This window comes from Ktedonobacter racemifer DSM 44963, assembly GCF_000178855.1.
Lineage (GTDB): Bacteria > Chloroflexota > Ktedonobacteria > Ktedonobacterales > Ktedonobacteraceae > Ktedonobacter > Ktedonobacter racemifer.
Window position 1 is genome coordinate 347,869 of the sequence record NZ_ADVG01000002.1, and the last position, 26,735, is coordinate 374,603.

Annotated in this window: 12 protein-coding genes; 8 read left to right on the forward strand and 4 right to left on the reverse strand. The window is 55.4% G+C overall.

From position 1 onward, the window contains the following. Positions 1-221 precede the first annotated feature (221 nt). From KRAC_RS17950 to KRAC_RS76010, 3 genes are all read left to right on the forward strand, one after another. On the forward strand, positions 222-1,301 hold the full coding sequence (locus tag KRAC_RS17950; RefSeq protein WP_040443805.1) for an ATP-binding cassette domain-containing protein: 1,080 nt from the start codon (positions 222-224) through the stop codon (positions 1,299-1,301). Beyond that, entirely contained in the window at positions 1,207-1,575 is a 369-nt protein-coding gene (locus tag KRAC_RS17955) for an ATP-binding cassette domain-containing protein (protein ID WP_075164307.1), read from the forward strand. Before KRAC_RS17950 ends, KRAC_RS17955 begins: the two co-directional genes overlap by 95 nt. A gap of 1,005 nt (positions 1,576-2,580) precedes the next feature. Next, positions 2,581-3,936, forward strand: coding sequence for a transposase (locus tag KRAC_RS76010; protein WP_007909441.1), 1,356 nt, complete (start codon positions 2,581-2,583; stop codon positions 3,934-3,936). Positions 3,937-3,970: 34 nt separating this feature from the next. Here KRAC_RS76010 and KRAC_RS17970 read toward each other — a convergent pair whose 3' ends face one another. Together KRAC_RS17970 and KRAC_RS17975 are read right to left on the reverse strand one after the other, a co-directional pair. Continuing rightward, positions 3,971-4,705 (reverse strand): transposase, encoded by a 735-nt coding sequence (locus tag KRAC_RS17970; protein ID WP_052568371.1) that lies wholly within the window; start codon positions 4,703-4,705, stop codon positions 3,971-3,973. 5 nt (positions 4,706-4,710) lie between these two features. Further along, entirely contained in the window at positions 4,711-5,262 is a 552-nt protein-coding gene (locus KRAC_RS17975) for a helix-turn-helix domain-containing protein (protein ID WP_007906090.1), read from the reverse strand. A 272-nt stretch (positions 5,263-5,534) separates the two neighbouring features. Between KRAC_RS17975 and KRAC_RS17980 the strand changes: the two genes are divergently transcribed. The 3 genes from KRAC_RS17980 (at position 5,535) to KRAC_RS71340 (ending at position 7,842) form a co-directional block, all read left to right on the forward strand. Further along, positions 5,535-6,653: a hypothetical protein gene (locus KRAC_RS17980; protein ID WP_007909442.1), complete on the forward strand. Its 1,119-nt coding sequence runs from the start codon at positions 5,535-5,537 to the stop codon at positions 6,651-6,653. 159 nt (positions 6,654-6,812) lie between these two features. Then, a complete protein-coding gene (locus tag KRAC_RS17985; protein WP_040443808.1) occupies positions 6,813-7,019 on the forward strand; it encodes a hypothetical protein in 207 nt (68 codons plus the stop codon). A 622-nt stretch (positions 7,020-7,641) separates the two neighbouring features. Further along, positions 7,642-7,842 (forward strand): hypothetical protein, encoded by a 201-nt coding sequence (locus KRAC_RS71340; RefSeq protein ID WP_007909454.1) that lies wholly within the window; start codon positions 7,642-7,644, stop codon positions 7,840-7,842. 385 nt (positions 7,843-8,227) lie between these two features. On the opposite strand, the gene KRAC_RS17990 is transcribed toward KRAC_RS71340, so the two are convergent. Together KRAC_RS17990 and KRAC_RS17995 are read right to left on the reverse strand one after the other, a co-directional pair. Then, entirely contained in the window at positions 8,228-12,277 is a 4,050-nt protein-coding gene (locus KRAC_RS17990; RefSeq protein WP_007909455.1) for a PAS domain S-box protein, read from the reverse strand. Between the two features lie 272 nt (positions 12,278-12,549). Further along, positions 12,550-14,733, reverse strand: a complete 2,184-nt coding sequence (locus KRAC_RS17995; RefSeq protein WP_040443809.1) for a PAS domain-containing sensor histidine kinase — start codon at positions 14,731-14,733, stop codon at positions 12,550-12,552. Positions 14,734-15,653: 920 nt separating this feature from the next. Between KRAC_RS17995 and KRAC_RS18005 the strand changes: the two genes are divergently transcribed. Next, entirely contained in the window at positions 15,654-15,944 is a 291-nt protein-coding gene (locus KRAC_RS18005; RefSeq protein ID WP_007909459.1) for a hypothetical protein, read from the forward strand. A 609-nt stretch (positions 15,945-16,553) separates the two neighbouring features. Next, positions 16,554-26,594 (forward strand): non-ribosomal peptide synthetase, encoded by a 10,041-nt coding sequence (locus tag KRAC_RS18010; protein WP_007909460.1) that lies wholly within the window; start codon positions 16,554-16,556, stop codon positions 26,592-26,594. Positions 26,595-26,735 lie beyond the last annotated feature (141 nt).

Sequence of the window (26,735 nt, forward strand, 5' to 3'; positions counted from 1 at the left end):
CGCATTTGTCGCGCTCTGCCATATTGCGGTTTACTGGTAGTGTTGGAGAATTCTTTTTATAGGAGAAGGCAACGGGTGAAAGCGTTCCTTCACCGATATTCCAGGGTTCTAGACACGGAATTTCGCCTCAAGCACGCTACGGGCTGGTCATTCGCGAAGCCGCGCAGCGCTCCATTATCCTGGTTGACTCGCTGCTCTCCACGCTGCCAATCTTACTGGGAGTGCTCAGTCTGGCCGCGACACTCTTTGCCCTGGCTCCGCTGATGGTCGTCGCTTTGATCGTGATTGCCATTCCGGCGCTGATCACCGAGCGCAGGCTCAGCCACGCCATGTACAGCCTGCAAGAGCGCTCGGCTCCCCAGCAACTGCGCATGGATGTGCTGACCAATATGCAGGTGGATGCCGACTTCCAGCGCGATGTGCGCGTTTACCAGAGCGACCTGGTCTCACGCGAATATACACATTTAGCCGAGCGCTACCTGGCGGAATTGAAGCGCCTCACCGCGCGCTTTCTGGGCTTGCGCACCGGGGCCGCCCTGGCCCAGGTCATCGGGCTGGGACTGGCGCTTACGGCGGCCTTCGCGCTTCTTGGTCGCGGGCAACTCAGCGTGGCCAGTTTTGCCGTGCTCATTCCTGGTATCTCCATGCTCTCCGGGATGATCAATTCCTTCCTCTACCAATACCGCTCGCTACGCGAATCCCTGCTGTATGCCGAAACGCTTTTCGACTTTCTGGGCACCTCGTTTGATCCCGTCGCCGATTCGTCCGAAACAACGCCGCTGCTGGTCTCTGCGTCTCGTTTGGACTCCATTCAGCTCGAAGGGATCTCCTATACCTATCCCGAAACGCAGAAAGAGGCTCTCACTGACGTCTCGTGTATGTTCAAGCCAGGGCTGACCGCGATCGTGGGCACCAATGGAGCCGGCAAGAGCACGCTCATCAAACTGCTCTCCGGCCTCGTTGCTCCCACCAGCGGCCGGCTGATGGCCACCCTTTCCACTGGCGAAGAAGTATCCCTTGCAGCCTGTACCAGGGCCATGCTCTTCCAGGAGCCGGCCCATTTCCCGTTCAGTATTCGCCACAATGTGACCATGCGCTTTGAGTACCTGCCAGAAGAGCGCATCTGGAAGGCGCTGCGGCAGGCCGGGCTGGAGGCAGTGGTGCGAGCGTTGCCTGATGGGCTGGACATCGTAGTGGGGGCAGGCTTTGGCAGGGCTGCCGATCTGTCCGGGGGGGCAATGGCAGCGCCTGGCTCTGGCGCGGCTGCTCTACCACGATGCCCCGTTGCTCATGCTCGATGAACCGAGCGCGAGCCTGGATCCGGTTGGGGAACGCCAGATCTTCGAACTGCTCGCGCGGCTCTCGCGTGAGAAAATTATTCTGTTTGCCACCCACCGCTACGACACCATTCGCCAGGCTGACACGATTGCGGTACTGGTCGATGGACGGCTCGCGGAGATGGGCACCCATGACGAGCTGGAACAGAACGCGCGCGAGTTCTGGTCCCTTTACCTGGCCCAAGGCTCGTCTCCTGTAGCTGATGTCTCACCGCTCAAGAAAAGGAGGTCCTCATGAACGTTCTCCAGCGTCCTTCTACCAGTGATGGGCAAACCAGGCAACACCCGAGAAAGTAAATCGATTCGCAATCTTGACAACAAATTGACAGCAAAGCCGCCGGACGCCAGCGGATTACGACACGCGCCGATGAACGATGGTCCATCTCAATCCGCACGGGGAGCTCCTTGGCGGACAGCGGCGAATAAGAATGGGGAGGCGCCCACGGATCTCTCCACCGGCACCTCCCTCATCGTAGGATGACGCCCTCAGGACCATTCTAGACGTTCCTGAGGGCGTTTTGTTTTTTGGCAAAACCAGAGCTTAGTACAGCTTCAGTACAGCTTCTCACAAAAAGAAGCGTTTTTACTTGTTGTTTGCCTGATAAAATGGCTCTTACGCACCCTCGCTGGTCTGGAAGATGATCCTGGTATCAGCGAGACTGTGGAAGAATGAGCCTCTTCAATGTAAATGAAGATGTAAGGCATCAACGGCACCAATTCGCGAGAGGATAAAGCGAAGTCCTTTCTTTCTACCATTGGTTTGAGAAGATTGCAGCTCGGTTGCACGATGAAGTTCGTGACCGCAGACTTCACACGTTGTTGCCTCTTCTCTATTCACTTTCGCGCAAAAATTGCACTGATTCGCCGTTCTGTCGGACATCTTTTCACTCCCTCTCTCTGGACATCATAGGCAGAGAGCCCAAAACCAACGTGTCCCAAAACACAGCCATGTATCACTAGCTGCATTATATCAGATTTCCTATCAGCAAAGTTGCGTGTAAACCGATAAAATTGATGGTTGACAGATAATATGCCTCATGTCCACTTTGGGGCAAAAAGATTACCTTATGAGCATATCTCAGGTATATTTGCTCATAAGGAGAAAATCTCGGCAGGATCTACAGTACTTACCATACATTCAAATAATGCATCCTGATAGGGCACTTCCGCGCCTTTTCCTGCTAGTGGGTCAGTTGCCAAGTCTTGTCCGGTTGTGACATACTCAAGGAGAACATAAGAACCCATGATCCATGAAAGGACGCTTCAAGAACCCCACGGTATGTCCCATCCCATTACTCAACCCCTCCGCCCTCTTACGGATGCCGAACGCAGCGAACTCACACGCATCAGCCATGCTCCCAGCGAACGTCTGAACCGCCATCAGCGAGCCGTTGCTCTTCTGGCTATCGAAGCGGGAAAAAACCTGACAGATGCCGCAAAAGCAGCTGGCTGGAAAACCCCGAAAACCGTTGCCCGGCTGATTCGCCGCTTTCATGAACGAGGTCTTGTTGCTCTGGATGACCTTCCTCGCCGTGGCCATCCCCGCAGCTATGGCTCGACTGAACGAACACGGATTGTCCAAGAACTCCGTCGCCATCCCTTGCGCAAAGAAGACGGCACAGCGACGTGGTCACTTGCTACGTTACGACGTGCCTTACGAGAAGCCCCTGACGGATTGCCGCGAGTGAGCACATTTACTATTCTCTACACGCTGCATGAGGCTGGTTACAGCTGGCAAAAGAGTCGGACCTGGTGTGAGACAGGCAAGACCCTACGCAAAAAGGATGGTCGTGTTGAAGAAAGCTATGACGAATATACCCAGGAAAAAACAGCAGTGATTGAGCGAGCCTATCTGATTGGCGAACAGCTTGGGTTCCAGGTATGGTGCGAAGACGAGGCTGGTCCGTATCAGACCATTCCACAGCCTGGCAGTTCCTGGCAGGTGGAAAATCGACCGGCACGCCAGGCGCATCAATACCTGCGAGGGGAAACGGCGAAATTACTCACCTTGTTCCGCCCTGCCACTGGAGAACTGCGCGCCGAAGTGGTTCAGCAAAGTACCAATGCCATTCTGCATCCCTGGTTGCAGCGAGAATTGACAGACATCTTGAAACAGTGTCCTCCTGCTCCCGAGACGGTTCCAACTGGCCGGCGTTGGCAGGATTGGGATATCTATCCAGCCGCCGAGCAGTTGGATCGCTTTTTCCCTCCCGTCAGAATCCTCTTGATCTGGGACAATCTGGCCGGGCACAAAAGCCACAGCCTGGTGCAGTGGTGTGCAGAGCATGGCATTCTCTTACTTTCCACGCCCAATGCAGGTTCCTGGCTCAACATGGCGGAGTCGGTGCAACGGATCATCAAACGGAGAGCATTGCAAGGCTATCATACCTATGATGTCGAGATCCTCAAGCAGTGGCTTACTGATGCCGTCGCAGGTTGGAATCGTCGTCCCACGCCTTTTATCTGGGGCGGCAAGCGGCATGCACGCCGGGATCGAGCCTATGCACGGCGCCATCGTGTGGGAGGTTCTGGTGCCACCGCTGCTTACGTCATTCCTCGACGTCTTCGCTCGGTCCGCTACTACCGAAAGGCAGCTTAACCGGACAAAACTTGGCAACTGACCCACTAGTGGGTCAGCTTGCAATTGAATACCCTCGAATCACTGCAGCGCTCGATCCGGACAGACGGCGTGTCCGCGCGCGTTCGCGCCGTCGCCTGCGCTTGCCATTCCAGACAAAGGGCGTCGGCTTCACGTTCCAACCGGCCACTGTTTGCTCCAACCAGTCGATGACTTGTTGGGGGTTCTTGGGATGTTGCCCAGACAAAGCGCGCGGCACAATGATGCGTTGTACCGACTCTGCCATATTGAGCCACGAGCCACCAACGGGAGTGTAGAGCGGCATCACCCCATGATGAAACAACCATACCACAAGGTCGGGAGTCAGGTGCCCAGCCAGATTGTCCCACACGAGCACGATGCGTAAGGGAGGAAGCCCCTCATCGTTCTCGTGTGGCCACAACCACGTTTTCCACTGTGCATAGTGCGCCCGCTCTGCTTCCGGCGGCAAGGTCTCTGCTGGCTGCTTTTTCTCCAATTCGTCCAACACCTCCGAGAGTTGCTCTTTCTGCCAGGGATGCAAGACGGCATTGGGAGCGGAGAGCACCCCTTTCGCTCGGAGCTGGCCTGTGGCAGGGCGAAAGAGGGTCAGCAGTTTAGCGGTGCCCCCACGCTCGTACTCGTGGGGATGCAAGAGGGGATGGCCCTCTGGTTGCCACGAGGAGCCCGGCTGTGGGATGGCCTGATACGGTCCAGCTTCATCTTCATTGAGTTGCACGATCCCGGCAGCTTCCGCGTGCTCGCATGCCAACTCGATCAGTCTTTTTTTTCCAGTGTTTGCTCGTCATAGGTCGTCACCGTGCCGCCTTTGCGTTTGCGCAGCGCGTAGCCGGTGCGGCACCAGGTGCGTGTTCGCTGATAGCTGTAGCCTGAACCATGCAGCACCTGACGAATGGTTTCGTTGGCGATGTGAGGCAGATCCGAGGCTTGCAGTGCCTTGCGCAGTAAGGAGAGTGACCAGGTAGCAGTCTGATCGGTCTGCCGATCTGGGGTCCTGTGTACTTCTTGCAGAATACGCGCCTGCTGCGCGCTCGTGTAGGTCGGCTTGCGCCCACGACCAGCAGCAATCGAAAGCGCTGCCAAACCGTGCTCATTGAAGCGCTCGACCAACTCGCGCACACTGCATGCCTCTCTAAAGCCTGCCACCAATGCTGCCTGCGGAAAAGACTGCGAGGCCGCTACTGCCAGCAGCGCTTTGGCTCGCCGCGCCACGTCTATCCGTTCACTGCTGGCCTTGACGATGCGCTGCAATTCACGCTCTTCCTGCTCGCTCAAGGGACGCAGAGGGTGTTTTGGGGATTGAGCCATGGACGTTTTCCTTCTTTCTCCCCCTATTCTATCACCTCCGCTTCCCTCCTGGTGCTCAATTGCGAGTTGACCCACTAGTGCAGGTTCAAGTAACCATCTGTGCAATGAAGAGATGAGATGATATCAAGGAGTCACGGTATTCGGACTTCTTTTTGCATGGTATCTTCAATACTGTGAATCCCTGACCCAATATTGCAACAAAGGCATGGCCGAAAACGTCTACTAATGAGGAATATCTCCTTCACGTAATGACCATAATCAAGGGAGATTTTATGATGAGGACACCACTGCACCTTTTTCCACTTGCGCTGATAGCAATACTCTGCACCCTGCTCTTTACAGCCTGTGATCCAAAACCATTGGTGAATCTGCATAGCAGCGCCGATTTGACCAAACTCCAGATCGAGTTTTTTTTATATGGGAATACATCTCCAGAGACGCTGTATGTCAGCAAACAAGAAACCGCACAACAACTCTATAAGGCCGCGCTGGCCTCTCCACAGCCAGCGCCAGGACGAGCCTGTCCAGGCATAGGTGGCCCTGGATATCAACTGGTTTTCTGGGCAGGTGCACAAAGGGCGGAGACCGTCATAGCTGACCGGGGAGGCTGCAGTGATCTCTTTTTGCGCGGCGGCGATTTGCGCCAGGCCAACCAGGATTTCTGGTCACTCCTCGATCAGGCCATCACCAGCGCTCCTCACGTTACACATCCTGATCACCTGGAGATTGTACGGTACCAGGGCAACGTACAGGTCCCACTCTACGCGAAGATCACATCGGCCGGAAAGGTACAAAGGCTCTTCACATACCTCTCTACCTTCCTCTCTACTCCATCGTCCATAACCGGATTCTGCGGAGATCAGACCTCCACCTACGATGACCTCTTCTTCTACAAGGGTGAGGTCCTCCTGCGCGCCCAGGTGTTTCGCGGTGGCTGCTCGCTGGTCAAAATGGTCGGAAAGACAACGTTTCCTGCCTTGCGCCTGACCGGGCAATTCCAGCAGCAGTTGGACCAGGAGCTTTCCAGCATGACGTTCGCGCCAGCCAGGCCCGATACATTGGAAATCGAGCACGCTCCTGTTAGCATACAGCCAGGCTCCGGGCCGGATTTCCGCATTTCTAGAGACCAGAGCACCATCCAGAAATTGTATCACACTGCGTACAACTTGCTCCCCTGGCCCCCCAACAAGGATTCCAGCTGTAACTCGCAGGGAGCGGAAGGCAGCTATGATGTGCTGACTTTTTTTCAGGAGGGTGCCTGGCTTGTCTCTGCCACCGCTTTTTCAAGTTGCCCCACCGTTTCATTCAACAGAGCAGGCATCATGGGAGGATACGCGAGCCAGGCAACGCAGGAATTCCGGGATCTGGTTCACCAGGCTGAAAAAGGCTGAACCCGTCACATGCTCATCTCTGCATAGACGGGGAAAGTCGCTCCATCTTCTGCGGGGCTGGATCTGAACGTGATTTGGAGTGATTGCCCTCGCTGAGAGCATGCATACCATCTTCCTTGGAGCACGAGAGAAACAGAGATCTATCAAGAAGCGAATAACGTGCAGGCGTTCCATCGGCGTGAAGCGCTGGCAGATGAGCGTGTGATAGAGAGTGAGCAGGTGGTGTGCCCAACGATAGGCTACGTTCTCCAGGTCCGCAGAGACGCTTTGGTTCATAACAAACAGATCGTCGAATCGGCACGCTTACTCATAGCCCAGGAAGTTATGACGCACGTATGCGATCAATTTGGATATAACCCTATTTGACCCTCTTACACAAAGGGTCACTTGAACCTGCACTAAGCCAAGCAAAGAACACCTTTTCAAAGCTTTATGAGTACGTATAGTAATTTCTTTTAGCATAAATTGAGATCCTCTTTCACTCTTTTATCTCGATTTTAACAAATCATCCGCTCTTACGCAAAATATGTTTAATTAATCTTTCAAAATAATATTTTTTTATATCTCTTCATCCTAATCCTTTTTAGAAACTCAGTCCCTACACACACCTGGAGCACCGAACGCACGACGAAGGCGAGATCAATTGGCTGCAGATGTCAGCGCTCTTGCCTCTCCAATGCGACTTGCACGTTCTGAACCAGCACCTCCCCATATGAGAACGAGGCAAAGCGTACCGGAGCCTCTAGCTCACTGTTCGCCGCACAGTACTCCTGCCAGGAACGAATATTTGCCCACAGCGTGCTCTAGGTCAGCAATTGTACGAGCCTGAATTGCCTCTCACCAGTTACCTTGCGGATCAGACCAATTAAGATGCGCCCAGCATCAGGGTGGGTACCAACATGCCATCTCTTCCTCCTCATAAAGCGGTGCACGAGCATCGCGCCGGCAAGCCAGGAGACAGATCGGGTGGCGGATCGATGGCGGATCGATGGCGGATAAACTGTCTCCCGATAGTTCCCTCTTTTGGCTCACAAGCACGGTCGTACTCGCTGGCAACCGCCTGGATGGCACATTGGAAACTCGAGGGGAGAGTACCTCTCACTTCACCGAATTTGACTACAAATTGACGGCAAAGCCGCCGAACACCAGAGGATTACGAGGCGCCTCGGCGGGCGGTGATTCCCCTTAACCCTCACGGGAAGTGCCCCAACGGACAGCGGCGGAAAGGGGCGGGGAGGCGCCCACGGATCTCTCCACCGTCTCCCTCTTATGAGGACGACGCTCTCAGGCCTATTCTAGACGCTCCTGAGAACGCTTCCCTTTTTGGCGAAACGCATCGTTGACGGCAAAAGTGACAGCAAAACGGTTGGACTGCTCCCACAAACCCAGCCCAGAAAGATGGGGCATCGTGCGAGAGGAGCGAAACCGGTAGGAAGGTATGCTTCGTTCTCTCTGCTCTTTTGGCATGCATTACAGCTTCTCTAAGGCTAGCTCGCGCTCGAATTGGCCTTCAACCACATTCCTGTGTCGCTGCACCACAACCCCCAATGACGCACGTCGTGTTCTTTCACTACTCAGGTATCTCTGTTGAGGGGAAGGGTCACCGTAAAGGTCGATCCTTCCCCGACGGTGCTGTCCACCGTAATGGTCCCCCCATGACGCTTGACGATCTCTGCCACAATGTACAACCCCATGCCCAAGCCGGGGATCGCTTTCTGCTTGGGACCAGCGGCCCGATAGAACCGCTCAAAAATCTTGTCGCACTGTTCTCGTGGGATGCCCAGGCCATGATCGTGCACACCGATGATGGCCGCCTCTGGGGAGGCGTCGAGGTCCATCTCGACCGTTTCTGCGCCGGGAGAATACTTGATGGCATTGCTGATCAGGTTGATGAAGACCTGTCCGAGTCGATCTTTGTCCCCGACCAGTGAGTGTGGTACCGCACCGCGCACCGCAATGATATGCGTCGTACTGAGCTGCTGCATCGTGTCGGCCACCTCGTGGAGCAACGCATCGAGATCGACCGTCTCCCGGACGTACTCCAACTTGCCCGCCTGGATCTTGGAGACATCCAGTAACTCGCCAATCAGGCGTTCAAGTTGCTTGACGGGCCCCTCCACCCTGGAAAGCGCTGTGGCAGCCTCGTGAAGAGATTGCCTTTCCAGTCGTTTTTGCACCAGTTGGGTCTGCATCTTTAAGGCAGCGAGCGGGTTCCTGAGCTCATGGCTGGCCATGCTGATAAAATCATCTTTGCGTTGTTCCAGCTCCTTGCGGGCCGAATTATCCAGCACAAAGCCGATCGTGTGGAGCGGGTCGCGTCGTAAGGCCACGACTCCTACGACCACGGGAAGTCGGCTGCCATCTTTACAGACATATTCTTTCTCATAAGGGGTTCCATATTGTTGAACGACGAGTTCTTGGCGCGCTTGCTGGGTACGAGCCAGATACTCTGGAGGCGTCATGCGCATCCAGCTGATGCTCCTGGCACGCAGATCATCCCGCGTATAGCCGGTCATGCGCAGATAGGTGTCATTGGCATCCACAATCTGCTCACCTTCGGCGAGAAAGATTCCGATAATACTGGAGTTCATCAGGATGTTGACGCGTTCCTGGCTCTGGCGCAAGGCCTCCTCCGTCCGTTTCTGCTCGTCGATGTCGGTGACCGTCCCAAACCACTTGACGATCTGACCGGTGTCATCACGTACCGGCACCCCGCGCGTTAAGAACCAGCGATAGGTCCCTGTTTTGCCGTCCTTCAAACGATTTTCGATCTCATAGGGCTCACCCGTTTCACGCGCATGACGTCCAAGAGCCTGCGTCCGTTCATAATCATCGGGGTGCAAGAACTCAAGCCATCCATCGCCTTGCAATTGCTCAAAAGCGGCATGAGCATAGTCGAACCAGCGCTGATTGTAATACTCTTTCGAGCCGCCCGGTTGCCCTATCCACACGAATTGTGGCACTGTTTCGGCCAGCACACGCCAGTACTGCTCGCTTTCTTTGATTTTCTGTTCAGCCTGTTTCTGGTCCTCAATGTCGGTACAGGTGCCAAACCACTTGACGATCTGACTGGTGTCGTCGCGTACCGGCATGCCGCGAACTAAGAACCAGCGATACGCACCCGTTTGGCCCTCCTTCAGACGATATTCGATCTCATAGGGTCTCCCCGTTTCGAGCACATGATGCCAGACCATCAGGGTGTGCTGATACTCGTCAGGGTGCAAGAACTGGCTCCATTCATGGCCCAATGCGTGTTCAGGGGCGGAACCGGTATAGGTATACCACCGTTGATTCCAATACTCAACCCGTCCATCTGGCGACGATGCCCACACGAGCTGCGGCACCGTTTCGGCCAGCACGCGCCAGTTCTCCTCGCTTTCTTTGAGCTGCTGCTCGATGCGTTTCTGGTCCTCGATGTCAGTGATGGTGCCAAACCATTTGAGGATCTGGCCTGCTCCATCGCGCACCGGCATGGCGCGGGCTAAGAACCAGCGATAGGCTCCGGTCTGGCTATTTCTGAAACGCTCTTCGTGCTCATACATTCCTCCCGTGTCCAGTGCATGCTGCCAGAGCGCTCGGGTGCCTTCCCGATCATCGGGATGGATGAACGGGAGAGGAGCCCATCGGTCGCTTTGCATGTGCTCAACCGTAACCCCCATGTAGTCACACCAGCGCTGGTTCACATACTCGTGCTGGCCATTTGGGCGCGTCGTCCACACCATCTGCGGCACCGTTTCGGCCAGCACCCGCCAGTTCTCCTCACTGGCTTTGCTTCTCTGTTCAGCCTGTTTCTGCTCATCGATGTCAGTGGTGGTGCCAAAATATTTCAGGATCGTGCCCTGCGCATCTTTGAACGGCGCTCCTCTGGCAAGAAACCAACGATAGTCTCCGGTGGTGCTATTGCGCAGGCGCTGTTCCCCTTCATAGGGCCTGCCTGCCTGGACGGCGCTCTGCCACCCCGCCAGGACACGTTGCCGGTCATCGGGGTGGATGGCCTGGAGCCAGCCGTCCCCCTGGTAGTGTTGGGAGGTCATGCCGGTATACTCACACCAGCGTGGGTTCGCGTATTCAGCAGAACCATCGGGGTGCATGATCCAGACAAATTGGGGGATGGCATCAACCAGGGCACGGATGTCGTCTTCGATCTGCTTTTTCTCATGAATATCGGTGCAGGTGCCAAACCACTTGAGGATCTGGCCTGCTTCATCGCGTACCGGGAGCGCACGAGCTAAGAACCAGCGATAGCCCCCCGTTTGGCCATTCTTGAGACGATATTCGATCTCGAAGGGTTCACCTGTTTCAAGCGCATGACGCCAGAGCATCAGCGTGTGCTGATAATCGTCAGGGTGGATGGCCTGGAGCCAGCCGTCCCCCTGGTATTGTTCAAAGGACATGTTGGTATAGTCACACCAGCGTTGGTTGCCGTATTCACTCGAGCCATCGGGGCCCAGCATCCAGACCAACTGGGGGATGGCATCGATCAGGGCACGCAGTTCTGCTTCGGCCCGCTTTTTGTCATGAATATCGGTGCAGGTGCCAACATATTTGAGGATCGTGCCCTGCGCATCGGTGTAGGGTGTTGCTTGCATCAGGAACCAGCGATACTCCCCAGTGGTGCCATGGCGCAGGCGCTGTTCCGTTTCATACGGCTCGCCGGTCTGGACGGCGCGCTGCCATGTCTCCAGGACGCGTTGCCGGTCCTCCGGATGTGTACACTGCATCCATCCATCCCCCTGGGCCTCTTCGGTGGTCAGGCCGGTATAATCGCGCCAGCGTTGATTATACGAGTCGACGTAGCCGTCCGGTCGCCCGGTCCAGACCAACTGGGGGATGGCATCGATGAGCGCATGGATGTCTCTTTCGGCTCGCTTGCGCGCGGTGACGTCGATGCCGGCGATGACGAGGTACTCGACGTGATGATCCGCATCCATGTGGGGGGTGATCACGCTCTCAAAGGAAAGGAGCATCCCTTCCCTCGGGCGAACCAGGGCCTCGAAACACACCGTTTCTCCTGCGTTGGCTCGCGCGATGGCGGCGCGCAGCTGCTCTTGACTGGCAGGAGCAAAGGACCACCAGGGGGTCTCGGCCAGCGGTTTGCCAATCACCTCCTCGCGTGGGACCTGCGCGTCGTCTAACGGGACCGCATTGATGTCCAACACGATCCCCTCGGGCGTCAGAATCCCGATCCTGGTATGAAGGCCATCCAGGTCATCGATGCAGAGGCGCTCGCCCCGGGGAAACGTCTCCTGGTGTGGTGTTGGTGCTCTCATCTGGTGGAATTGCAACGTGAGTCCCCCAACGGTCGGAGCGAGATGCGCGTGCAGCCAGGTCCGGGTCACGGGAGAATGATACTCCACGTCGGTCGGTTCCTGGGTTTGCCTGGTCTTGCGCACGGCCTGATAGAGTGAGGGGCTCACCAGTTGTGGAACACCGCGCCAGAAGGAGTTTCCCAGTAATGCTTCTCGTGATGCGCCTAGCATGGTCTGCGCGCTCGTATTGGCATACACAATCCTTGCAGTGTCATCGACGAAAAACAACGCGTCAGGGAGCCTCTCAAGGATGCTCAGGAGCGTGTCGCGCGATGTGAGAGCAATATACTCGCTACTTTGTGGATTGTATTTCATGCTGTCTGTACCCCTTTCACGTACCCTCATCCCTGAAAACAACAATGTGTTCCTGTTTTGAGCCTCAGGAGAGGGCTGCGCCAGGGCAGTTGCCTCGCTTCCCGTGAATGGGCCCTCACCGGGTGGAGTGATGACGTCTTCCTGCCTTCCAGCCTCTCTCCACGTGGGTCCACAGAGGATTCTTGACCCGTTCCCGCTATGAAGGCGGTATGCGGAGAACGAATGCCCACGCGCTTTTAGCGCGAAATGAGGGTGTCGTCTCTCCCAGGATGCTATGAGGTGGGTCTCTCGAGGGGAAGTGTCACCTGAAAAGTCGAGCCTTTCCCCTCTTCGCTCTGCACTGTAATCGTTCCCCCATGCTGTGTGACAATCTCTTGTGCAATCGTCAATCCCATTCCCAGGCCTGGAACTGCTCGCTGACTCAGATCAAATGCCCGGTAGAAGCGCTCGAAGATTTTCTCGCGCTGCCCCTGTGGAATGCCGATGCCATAATCTCGCACGCTGACCGTGACGGCCTCGGAGGTGGCATGCAGGTCAATATCAACCGTGTTGGCATCGGGCGAGTACGCGATGGCATTGCTGATCAGGTTGATAAAGACCTGTTCGAGCCGACCTTTATCGCCGATGACGGTGCCGGGAGCCGATCCATGCACCACGATGGTGTGGGTGGTACTCATCAGTTGCGTTGTTTCGGCAATCTCATACACCAACGCCTCCATATCTACTGGCTCGTAAAGGTAGTCAAGCTTTCCGGCCTGGAGTTTGGAGACGTCCAGCAACTCGCCGATCAAGCGATCGAGGAGATGAACTGGCTCCTCCGCTCGTGAAAGCATGGTCGCCGCCTCACCCAACCCTTGCTTGAGAAGCCGTACTCGTGCCAGTTGCAAACGCATCTTGATAGCGGTCAATGGTGTCTTGAGTTCATGGCTGGCCATGCTCAGAAAGTTCTCTTTGCGCAACTCCAGTTCTTTACGTGCAGAATTATCGAGCACAAAGCAGATATTCTGCGAAGGATCGAAAGGGAACGCCACGGCACATACGAGCACCGGAAGCCGGCTCCCATCTTTACACACGTACTCTTTCTCATAGGGAAGCAGCGTCTGATGCTGCGTGAGTTCTTGCTGTGCCTGTTGCGTTCGAGTAAAAGAGTCTGGATGCGTCATGCGGAACCAGTCCATGTTCCCCTGGCGCAGGTCCTCCTGGCTATAGCCGGTCATACGCAAGAACGTGTTGTTGGCCTCGATGATCTCATCGTCTCTGGAGATGAAGATGCCTATGATATTCGAGTCCATCAGGGTGCGCATCCGTTCCCGGCTCTGGTACAAAGCGGTCTCCACCTCTTTCAGCTCGTCAACGTTCGTGCAGGTGCGCACCCATTGCCAGATCACTCCCTGCTGATCTTTTCTGGGCACGCCTCGCGTGAGATACCAGCGATACGTTCCCGTTTCCCCTTCCAGGAGTCGATGCTGCACTTCGTACGGGTTCCCTGACTGCACAGCGGCCTGCCACGTTTCGAGAACGCGTTGTCGATCATCAGGATGAATCCAATGGCTCCATCCGTCTATCCCCTGGTCGTCTTCAACGGCCACGGTGGTATAGTCACGCCAGCGCCGATTCTGGTAAGAGGGAGAGCCATCAGGACGCATCACCCAGACGAAGTGAGGGAGCACATCGAGCAGGACGCGCCATTCTTCCTCGGCCTGCTTCCGCTCAGTCACCTCGAGGCCTACACAGGTTAGGTACTCGATGCGCTGGTTGTCAGCATGATGTGGGATGATGACCAGCGCAAGGTCCCGGTAATGTTCGGCCTGCGGGTAGAGTCTGACCTCAAAGTGGACCGTTTCGCCTCCGCTGGCCCGCGCAATGGCGGCGCGCAGTTGCTTTTGCGCGACTGGTGCGGACTTCCACGTGGGAAAGTCGACCATTGGTCGGCCGATGACCTCCTCTCGGCTGACCTGGGCCACCACGAGAGGGTGCTGATTGATGTCGATGATCAGCCCTTCAGGGGTGAGGATGACGATTCCGTCTGTAAAGCTCTCCAGCAGGCTGCGATAGCGCTGTTCGCTCTGGGGAAGAGCATCAGAGAGCCGTACAGGCTCCTTCCCTTTCTGGAAAAAGAGGAGGACGCCACCATGCGTCGGCAAGAGGCGCACACGCAGCCAGTTCTGGGTGATTGGACAGCGATAGGTGATTGCAAGCGACTCCTGCGTATGAATGGCAGTGGTAACGGCCTGGTAGAGCGCGGTGCCCACCAGATGAGGAGCGCCTTGCCAGAGGGTGCCCCCTTGCAATTTTTGTTTGCTTGTCCCGAGCATGGCCGCTGCTCGTGTACTGGCATAGTAGATTGTCGCTGATGGATCGAGGAAGATCAGTGTATCAGAAAGTGTCTCCAACAGCGATGTCAGTTGAGGATGTGATGTGGGTGAAACGCCCACAGAAGCATCGACAGAGCACATAGCGTTGCCTATCTCCTTTTCCCCTTTGCTCAGTCCCTTGGGCAAAAGAAGCATGTTTGCTCGCTTCATGAAACAGTGTGGTACTACCTGGCAGGACTTTCACCATGCCACCCTTCTTCAAGAGATTACGTCTTTTGGTGCCTTCACGTACCCTTTACGGCAGGCATGAACTCCCTCTCTTTTCGAATACAGGAGGTGTCTTGCTGAACAGTCGTGAACGTCATTCTCTTACGAGCAAAAGGTACCATTCCTTTTACTGTCGAGAAGAGCCTTTTTCTCTAGAGGAGAATGTCTAGTGGTCGCGTATGAAAAAGACTACTCCAAAAGTACATGGTTGTCAATGGTATTGTGCGCAACCTAAATTTCTACGAAACAGTCTTTGAACTTATCTAATACAACATTCCCAATCTTGTCCTTGTAAGCATAAATGGCAGAGTTTTTCATTGCTGCAAATAGAGCTTTCACAAAATCAGCGCCAGGCTCTGCAGAGCACCTTTTTTGTCTCTCTAACTCAATAACGACCGTACTCGCTAGCAACCGCCTGGATGACTCATCGGGAACTCGGGGGAGAGCACCCTTCGCCTCGCCAATTTTGACGGCAAATTGACAGCAAAGCCGCCGGACGCCAGCAGATTACGACGGTTCCTGATGAATAATGGTCCCTCTCAAGCCGCTCGGGAAGCACCTTGGCGGACAACGGCGAAAAGGGGCGGGGAGGCACCCACGGATCTCTCCACCAGCACCTCTTTATAATGATGATACTCTCACACCGCTTCTAGACACTCCCGAGAGCGTCTCTCTTTTTTGGGGAACGCATCGTTGACAGCAAAACTGACGGCAAAACGCAAAGGGTGTCGATTCGCTCTTGTGCTAGTGCAACGCACCGTGGAAAGCCGTGAGAATGGGAGGTACTCCAGCCCGTGGAGACGTTTGAGACCTATGACCTGCGCCAACGTGATCCCAGTGGAGGCGTTCTGGCCATGATGGCACATTGGCGACCACGCGTGAAGGATCCAAACCCTGACCATCCGGGAGAGAAAGCCACCACCCTCAGTTACCTGCCAACGAAGGCTGAGGCAAGTTGCCCTCTCTATGCCACCGGTTCCTTCGTGGTACCAGAGACGAGACGCAATTCGCCGCGTTCTCTTTGCGGTTTTATTTCCCCCTGGCCTCCAAAAACAGTGGCGTCTATCTCCGACGCGTGCCAATGAGCAATCAGCCTTTGTGGTGTATCGAGCTGATGAAGCAACACGATCTTATCGAGCATTTGCCATTCAAGTTCTCACGCTCGATGGTTCGCGATTTCCCAAGCAGATCGCCTCCTTGACAGCTTTTCTTGGCCCGGAGAGTGTCACCTCCTTCGGGTTCCCACTTCAACTCCCCCAATAAAGGTGCCATCCCGCGCTTGCACCTCATTGATTTTCCGAGTACAGCCTGCCACAATCTCTGTAATTAAACCATGTTCCTGAACATAGCTCAACGCTTGTGTAATAAACAAATTCATGAATGTGAGCAACTTCACAAACGATTCTCATGTTGTATGTTACGATCAACTCATTCTCTGATTATCGCCAGAATACCGTTGGCTTCCCACTCTCAATACAACAACCTCCATTCGGCAATTAGTCTATGAGGTAAGAAATATGGACTATTTCTTGGTGCGTTCGCATGGATAGTAACGATTATCTTTATTAAGAAGCAAAAATTGCTCGCCTTTCTTCTTAAGACAGACTAAACATCGCTAAGATCAATTCAGGAAAGCCGAAAGTAAAACAGAATTTCATTGATCTAATAAGACTCTAGATAAGGGATGGGTTTGTATGTCTACTACAAAAAAAACACCGAAAAATCAACACACTCTCATAGAGACGGAAAAATTGGAAGAACAGGTGCGGATTTCATCGGCTATTGATGATACATCCATGCATACCCATACAAAAGGCGGTATTTCCTTGCCCTTTGAACAGGAGCAAATACGAGACCAGGAGATGGAGGAGCACATTGCTTATTGGAAAGCGTACCTCTTTACTATGCCCACAGAGCTTAAATTGCCTGTCGACTATCCACGTTCCGTGCATACGAACAATGAAGAAGCGATCTATACATGGACATTGCCACAATCACTCGTTAGTACACTCAGAGCGTATTGTCGGCTAAGAGATGTTACATTGTCGGCACTCTTCCTGACAGGATTTCAAGTGCTACTCCACTTCTATACGAATCAGGATGAATTCTTCATTGGTGTTCACTCACCAACGGATAGATCGCTTCAATCCGAGCAACAAGCACCCTTTTCTAATAACGTGTATCCTTTACGCACCCTCTTTACAGAGAATCCAACAATACAATCACTGTTTGAGCGAACACACCAGGAACTCATACAAACCACCAGGTACCAGGACATTCCCTTCACACATGTACTCAAGAAGTTAAAAACGGAACATAATTTGGTATGTCCTTCGCCTTTTCAGGTGCAATTTGCCTTTTCCGAATCGCTCCGTTCTACTCCTACGGCCTTGAGGATCATCCCCTCGGCAGAGGATTCGCGGGCCGTACCAGGTGACCTTGCGCTGCAATTCATCGACCAGGGTGAGAATATCATAGGCCAGATGAGCTATAATCAGGCTCTGTTTGACTCTACTACCATAGCACGCCAAACAGAACAATTGCAGATATTACTCGCAGCCATGGTCAATGCGCTAACGCAACCTCTCGCGGCTCTGCCTCTCCTCACCGAAGAAGAACATCAACAGATTGTGATTGAGTGGAACCATACCGCAAAGGCATATCCTAATGACCTCTGTCTTCATCAGCTTATAGAGGCTCAGATTGAGCGCACTCCTGAAAGACCTGCACTCATTTTTGAGCACAGACAACTCTCCTATCGGGAACTAAACGAGCATGCGAATCAACTTGCACGCTATCTACGCAAACTAGGGGTAGGGCCCGAGGTACTTGTTGGCGTCTCTATGGAACGCTCAATTGAGATGGTTGTGGCCCTACTCGCTGTTCTAAAAGCAGGCGGAGCATATGTCCCGCTCGACCCAACCTATCCATCTGAACGCATCACCTTTATGCTTGAGGACATAGCGCAAAGTGAGCACCAGCAGCAACTTATCCTACTCACCCAGGCTCACCTCGCAGATACATTGATAGCGGATAATAGGCACATCATCTGCCTGGACACAGAATGGGAGATAATCGCACAAGAAGATAGCGGCAATCTTCCTACTATCGCGCAACCTGGGAACGCAGCCTATGTCATCTATACCTCTGGATCAACAGGAAAACCGAAAGGTGTCATCAATACGCACCGTGGCATTTGTAATCGCTTGCTCTGGATGCAAGATGCTTATCAGTTGACGGAGCAGGATTGCGTCTTGCAGAAGACTCCATTCAGTTTCGATGTCTCAGTCTGGGAATTCTTCTGGCCGATGATGGCAGGCGCGCGACTCGTCGTAGCGCGCCCCGAGGGGCATAAAGATAGCGCGTACCTGGTCTCGCTCATTCAAGAGCAGCAGATTACAACCCTTCACTTCGTACCCTCAATGCTCCAGGTTTTTGTGATGGAACCGGGTCTTGAACAGTGCACCAGCCTGAGACAGGTCATGTGTAGCGGTGAAGCACTCCCCTATGAATTGCAAGAGAGCTTCTTCGCTCGCCACGGTGCGGCACTACATAATCTCTATGGTCCGACTGAAGCCGCTATTGACGCGACCTATTGGGAATGTCAGCGCAACAACCAGCGGCATATCGTGCCAATTGGCTATCCTATCGCCAACACCCAGATCTATATCCTTAACCGCTATGGTCAGCCCGTGCCTGTTGGCGTACCAGGTGAGTTGCATATTGGCGGTATTGGGGTCGCACGCGGCTACCTCAATCGAGCGGAATTGACCAACGAGCGTTTTATTGCCAATCCCTTTAGCCAGGATGCCAACGCTCGCCTCTATCGTACAGGCGACCTGGCACGTTATACACCAGGAGGCGAGATTGCATACCTGGGTCGCATAGACCATCAGATTAAGTTGCGTGGCTTCCGCATCGAATTGGGCGAGGTTGAGGCGACCATTGGCCATTATTCCGCTGTGCGAGAGGTCGTGGTGGTGGCACGCGAGGATATTCCTGGCGATAAACGCCTGGTCGCGTATATTGTCTGGCATAAGGAACAGCCTGGAAGCATACACGAGCTGCAACAGTACATGCTGCAACACGTTCCTGAGTATATGGTGCCATCAGCCTTTCTGGAACTAAGCGAACTCCCTCTCAGTCCCAATGGGAAAGTAGACCGTCGCGCCCTTCCAGCCCCGGTCACCACGCGTGCCAATCTGCGAGAAGATTATGTCGCACCACGCACCCCGGCTGAGCAGGTACTTGTGGACACCTGGTCGCAGGAGCTCGGTCGTGAGCAGATTGGCATTCATGATAACTTCTTCGCGCTCGGTGGACATTCCCTGCTGGCGGCACAGGTCATCTCGCGTTTGCGCGCAAGCATACAGGTCACACTCCCCCTTCGCGCTCTCTTCGAGGCTCCTACTATCGCCCAACTCTCCAAATATATCGAGCAGCTCAAGACGCGACAAGAGACAGACGCACTTCCACCACTACGCCCCTTCGTCCGCGCGTGGCAACCACTTTCCGTGGCATCTTCAATGGATGGGCAAAAGGTCATGGTCGTGCCAGTCTCCTTCGCGCAGCAACGACTCTGGTTTATGGATCAATTGACACCTGGAAATCCCGCCTACACCATTCCTGCATTGATGCACTTCACAGGCGAATTGCATGTGGAGGCCCTGCGCATGAGCCTGGAGGCGATACAACAACGCCACGAGATTCTGCGCAGCCACTTCGCGCTTATCGATGGACAGCCACAGCAAATCATTCGACCAGCACAGCCCTTTACATTGAAAGAGGTCGATCTTCAGGCCGAACCAGAACACATACGAGAGCTGACCACACAGCGCTTGATCGAGGCTGAAGCCCAGCAAGCCTTTGATCTCACACTTGGCCCCCTCTGGCGCGTCACCATCTATCACCTGACCCCCCAACAGTATGTGCTCGCGCTCTTCATCCACCATATCATCTCCGATGGTTGGACGATCGGTATCTTCTTTAAAGAGCTAGAACGACTCTATACATCCTTCGCTACAGGTCAGCAACCAGATCTGCCGGAGCTCCCAATTCAATACGCCGACTTCGCGCTCTGGCAACGTGAGGCCCTGCGCGAAGACCGGCTCAAAGAGCATCTCTCTTACTGGAAGCAGCAGCTTGCCAACGCGCCTGGCGCCTTAGAATTGCCTACCGACAGGCCGCGCCCCGCGACGCCAACAACACGTGGCGCGACACATACATTTCCCCTTAGCAGGGCGCTTACAGAGGCCATTCAAGCTGCCAGCCGCCAGGAAGAGGTGACTCCCTACATCATCCTGGTCGCGGCCTTCCAGCTGCTCCTCCATCGCTATACCGGGCAAGACGATATCGTTCTTGGGAGCGCAATCGCTGATCGTCAGCTTCCCGAAGTGCAGGAGGTCATGGGCCTCTTCCTCAATACCGTGGCCCTACGCGCCAACCTCGCGGGGAATCCGACGTTGCGCGAGTTGCTACGCCGCGTGCGCGACACGACGTTGGACGCCCATGCTCACCAGGATCTTCCTTTTGAGACGCTTGTACGGGAGTTACAGCTTGTGCGCACAACAGGCCAGAACGCCCTCTTCCAGGTTGCGATCCAGCTTGATCCCCCCTCCTCTCCCTCCACAACGCCCTGGACGCTCACACGCATGGCCGTGGGAACAGGAGGCAGCAAGTTCGACCTCTCGCTTGAGCTGGATGACCATCTTGAGGGCCTTATTGGACACTTCGAATATAGCACGGACCTCTTTGACGCAGCGACAATTGAGCGCATGGCCGAACACTGGCAGCACTTGCTCACCCAGATCGTGGCCGATCCAGGGCAACATCTCGCGGACATATCTCTGCTGACGCAGAACGAGTCTGAACAGCTGCTGGCCCAAGTTCATACAACCCGACGCGACTACCCACGTGACAAGAGGGTTCATCAGCTTTTTGAAGAGCAGGTCACACGCACCCCGGAGAGTATTGCCGTGACGTTCGCGGATACGTCCTATACCTACCGGGAGCTCAACGCCCGCGCGAACCAGCTCGCACGATATCTGCGTACACTGGGCGTTGGACGCGATACGCTCGTCGGTCTCTGCCTGGAGCGCTCGCTCGATACGATCGTTGCCTTGCTGGGCATCCTCAAAGCGGGGGGAGCCTACCTCCCGCTTGATCCCACCTATCCAGTCGAGCGCATCGCCTTCATGCTTGAAGATGCGCAGGCACCAGTCCTCCTCACTCAGCAAGCACTGGCTTCTCAGCTCCCGCCACATGCGGGACACACTGTCTACATAGATCGGGATCGTGAACAGATGGCGTCAAACGACGAAAAGAATCTTGACCCGGTCATCGATGGCGAGCAGCTTGCCTATGTCATCTATACCTCTGGCTCGACAGGGAAACCCAAGGGCGTCCAGATCTCACAGCATGCCCTGGTCAATTTCCTCCTCTCAATGCGCGAGGAACCCGGGCTAAATGCTCAAGATCGCTTGCTCGCGGTCACCACGCTCTCCTTCGACATCGCGGGCCTGGAACTCTACCTGCCCCTGGTGGTTGGCGCGCGCCTCATTATCGCCAGCCGCGATGACGCAACCAGCGGAAGCGCGCTCGCCGCGCTCTTGGAGCGTGAACAGATCAGCGTTATGCAGGCCACGCCCATCACCTGGCGTCTACTTCTGAGCACTGGCTGGAAGGGCCATCCCGCTCTCAAGGCCCTCTGTGGCGGTGAGGCGCTTCCTCTCGAACTGGCACGACAACTCCTGTCCAGAGTCGGCTCGCTCTATAACATGTATGGACCAACTGAAACCACGATCTGGTCCACTCTCAACAAGATTGAGCCTGAGGACCAAAGTATCTCGGTGGGAGGGCCTATCGCCAACACCAGTATCTACATTCTCGATGCCTACGGACAGCCCCTGCCCCCTGGCATCCCTGGTGAGCTCACGATTGGCGGAGATGGCCTGGCACGTGGCTACTTGCGCCGCCCGGAATTGACCGCCGAGCGCTTCCCGATGTGTCGTATCCAGGGGAAAGAGGTACGGCTCTATCGCACAGGTGACCTGGCACGCTTGCGCGTCGATGGAACTCTTGAGCTCATTGGACGCATCGATCACCAGGTGAAATTACGTGGCTATCGGATCGAACTGGGCGAAATAGAATCAGTACTCGCACGCCATCCAGCCGTCCAACAGGCAGTGACACTTGTGCGCGAGGACGAGCCCGGCAATCAACGCCTGGTCGCCTACATCCTTCCACAGCCAGGATGTGTACCTGACACAAGCGAGCTACGGCGCTTGGCGCAGGCGCATCTACCAGCTTATATGGTACCTTCTGTCTTTGTCGTCCTGGAAACGCTGCCGCAAACGCCCAATGGCAAAGTGGACCGCCGCGCCCTTCCGATGCCAGATATCAGCGCTCACGAGGGCATTGAGAGCTATATCGCGCCACGTACCGCCATTGAGCAGGAGATGGCACATATCTGGTCGCATGTGTTAGGCAGAGAACACATCGGTATCCATGATAACTTCTTTGTCCTGGGTGGTCACTCGCTGCTCGCGATGCAGGTCGCGGCCCGCGTCTACACCAACTTACAGACCGAGTTGCCACTACGCCTGTTCTTCGAGACGCCAACTATCGCCCAGCAAGCAGCATTTCTGCTTCAGGCCAAATCCGGTGATACCAGTACACAACTGCCAGAAATACGCGTCGCGCCTCGCCAGGCCCAGGCAGACGGGACGGTGTTGCTCCCAACCTCCTTAGCCCAACGTGGTCTCTGGTTCGTTGACCAGTTAGATGACAATACTACTGCTTACAATCTTCAGGCGACGATGCGGCTGTGCCAGGCGTTAAATCTGGGCGCGCTACAGCAGAGCCTAGATGCATTAGTCATGCACCATGAGGCCTTGCGCACAACCTTCGCCACACAGCATGATGAACCGGTGCAAGTCATTGCTCCCGCACGTCCCATCCCGATCACCATTCACCACCTTGAAGACCTGCCTACCGAGGAGCGTGAGGCCGAGGCTCACCGCCTTGTCACACATGAAGTACAGCGGACTTTCGATTTGCAGCATGGCCCGCTCTTCCGCGCCTCGCTCTTCCACCTGGAAAGCGAAGAGCATCTCTTGCTCCTCACCATGCACCACATCATCGCTGATGGCTGGTCAATTAATCTGATGCTTCGTGAGCTAGCGACGCTCTATAGCGCCTTTGTGCATGGCGAGATACCCGGCCTTCCGGACGTTCCCACGCAGATGGGTGATTTCGCGGCATGGCAGCGCCAGTGGCTACAGGACGACGTTCTCTCGCGGGAGCTAGACTTTTGGAAGCTGATGCTGGAGGGAGCGCCGACCCTCCTCGAACTCCCAACCGATCGGCCACGACCCACGCAGCCCACACACAAAGGCGCCTTGTACAACTTCACGCTGCCCCCTTCGCTGAGCGAGGCTCTCAAGCATTTGAGCCAGCAAGAGAAAGTCTCGCTCTATATGACACTCACCACCGCCTTCCTGCTCCTACTTGAGCGCTATACTGGACAGCAAGATATTCTGCTGGGCACGACCTCCGCCGAGCGCGGGCTGACCCAGATCGATACCATGGTGGGCTACTGCATCAATACGCTGGTGTTGCGCAACGACCTCTCTGGGGATCCCAGTGTGCGTGAATTGCTCGCGCGCGTGCGGGAGAATGTCCTGGCCGCCCATGCGCACCAGCATATGCCCTTTGACAGGCTCGTTCAGGAACTCCAACCAGACCGCTCACTTGGTCAGAGTCCGCTCTTCCAGGTCTTCCTGACTCTCGATCCCCCTCTGGCAGATGGAGCATCCAACTGGGATTTCACACAGAAAAACGTGCCAACTGGCGCAGCCATGTTTGATCTCTCGCTTGAACTGGCAGATCGTCCCGATGGCATTGAAGGGCTCCTCGAATACAGCACCGACCTCTTTGATGAGGGAACAATAGCCCGGATGGCTGAGCACTGGCGACGCCTACTCGAAAGCATGGTCGCCCATCCTGAACAACAGGCGCGAAAACTTCCCATGCTGAGCGAGGCGGAGCAACGCCAGCTCCTGCTCGACTGGAACAATACGCATGCCACCTATCCTCACGAGGGCACCATTCAACGTCTCTTCGAGGAGCAGGTTGAGCGCACGCCCGGCGCTCTCGCGCTCATCGACGCCGAAGGGACCCTGACCTATCGTGACCTCAACGCTCGCGCCAATCAGCTTGCACACTTCCTCCGCCATGAGGGCATTATGCCAGAAGCACGCGTTGGCATCGCTCTGGAACGCTCTCGCACCATGATTGTCGCCTTGCTCGCTATCCTCAAGGCTGGTGCCGCGTACGTCCCCCTCGATCCAACCTTCCCTCAGGAGCGCCTGCGCTTCATGCTGCACGATGCCCAGGTCTCTCTCCTGCTCACCCAGGAGCGGCATATCAACACGCTTCCTCTGGACAGCGACATCCACGCACTCTGTCTCGACCGCGATTGGGAGCGCATCGCCCAGGAACGGACCGAGAATCCCGCCGCTGAGATCACGGGTGAATCGCTGGCCTACCTGCTCTACACCTCCGGCTCAACGGGCCGACCCAAAGGGGTCCTGGGCACCCATCGCGCCAGCCTCAACCGCTTCCACTGGATGTGGACCCAGTATCCCTTCGCCTCCGACGAGGTCTGCGCGCAGAAGACGACCCTCAACTTCGTCGATGCCGTCTGGGAGATCTTTGGTCCGCTCCTGCAAGGCGTCAGGCTCGTGCTCTTTCCAGAAGCCGCGGTGAAGGACACACAGCAATTCCTGGATCTGCTCGCTCAGCACCAGGTCTCACGCCTGGTCCTGGTCCCCTCGCTCTTGCGCGTCTTGCTGGAGAGCCAGCCCGACCTGCAAACACGCCTGCCCCATCTGCGCCACTGGATTTGTAGCGGAGAGGCGCTTCCCCTCGACCTGGTACGCCGCTTCCAGCAAGCATTGCTACAGAGCAAGTTACTCAACCTCTATGGCTCCTCAGAGGTGGCCGCCGATGCAACCTGCTATGAGCTTCCTCCCCAGGCCGAACGCGTGCTCATCGGACGCCCCATCGCAAACATGCGCGTTTATCTGCTCGATCAGCAGCGACGACCTGTGCCCGTGAGCGTTCCCGGAGAGCTCTACCTCGGTGGCGATGGGGTCGCGCGTGGCTATCACCAACGCCCTGACCTCACCGAGGCTGTCTTCCTTGCTGATCCGCTGCGCCCTGACTCCGACGTGCGCTTCTTCAAGACAGGAGACTGGGCACGCTACCTGCCCGACGGTACCCTGGAATACCTGGGGCGCGTGGACCAGCAGGTCAAGGTGCGAGGGATGCGCCTGGAGCTCGGCGAGATTGAGACCGTGCTCTCCCAGCACCAGGCCATCCGCCAAGCCATTGTCGTGGCACGCGAAGAGGGTCCTAGCGATACACGCCTGGTCGCCTATGTCGTCTGTCAACCAGATCAACAGGTCACCCAACAGGAGCTACGAGATCACTTGAGCGCTGCGTTGCCTGCGTACATGGTTCCAGCGCTCGTTGTCACTCTCGATGCACTACCGCTCACGCCTAACGGCAAGGTTGACCGCCGTGCTTTACCTAAACCAGAAAACGAACACCTGGATGTTAAGGGGACTTACGTCGAACCGCAAACGCTCATGCAGCGTCAACTGGTAGATATATGGGAAGATTTGTTGAATGTGCGCCCCATCGGTATCCGCGACGACTTCTTTGCCCTGGGCGGTCATTCCCTGCTAGCTGCACGCATGGTGGCTCAAGTACAACGAATGAGCGGTAAGTCCTTGCCACTCTCAATACTGTTTAAGAGCCCAACAATTGAGCGCCTGGCTGAGAGCATCAAGTCCGACAAACGTAGCGAGACACGCACGCCAGTTGTCGCAGTCCAGGCAAGCGGTACGAAACGCCCATTCTTCTTCCTTCACGGAGACTGGAATGGGAAGGCATTCTATAGCTTAAAGCTCTCCCAGGCTCTGGGGCCAGAGCGCCCATTCTACCTGTTGGAGCCATACATCTATACGGGCCTCGATGTCATTCCTACGTTGGAAGAAGTAGCGACGGCCCATATCAAAGCTATGCGCACGCTTCAACCTGAAGGTCCTTACCTGCTCGGTGGCTGGTGTAATGGCGCGCTCATCGCCTACGAAATGGCACGGCAACTTCAAAAGGAGGGGCAAGAAGTAGAGAAGTTGATTATGATGGATCCCGGAAGTGCGCCTACCTTCTCTTCCTGGCTGATGAAAGGCATACGCAACCTCCAACCCATTCTCCGCCTGGATATGAAACGACAGGATAGGCTCTTCTTCCGTACACTCCATGCCTATGAATATATCAGATTGTGGAACTATCGCCAGCGCCTCCTCAAAAAGGAGCGCGAGACCCTGGGGACTCGTGATCCAGAGGAGGTAGAGCTACCGCACCCAAACTTCCAATGGGTCTTCCCGCCCATAGAGAAGCTGCACGAGAACTACAACAGCCTCTTCTGCTGGATTGCCTCCAACTATACAGTTCGGCCACATCGTGGAAAGCTCGCGATCTTCTGGGCCAAAGAAGATAACGCAGGGAGAAGGACCTTCTGGACCAACCTGCTCGCAAGCAAGCAAGATGTCGAGGTCTATGAAGTCGAGGGCAACCACCTGACAAGCCGTACCAGGTATATACATGTTCTAGCAGACGCACTGCGCACCTGTATCGGTGAACTCACCAAAGACCGCACAGAGTAGAGAGGAGAAAACGCACAACAGGGATCGACGCTGTTAAAACGCTATTGGCACATCCACCAAATGACACGGAGAGTTGTAAGGTCCATGCCAGCATAGGCCCTACAATCTGGCGGATCCACTGATTAACAGTGTTGATCGATC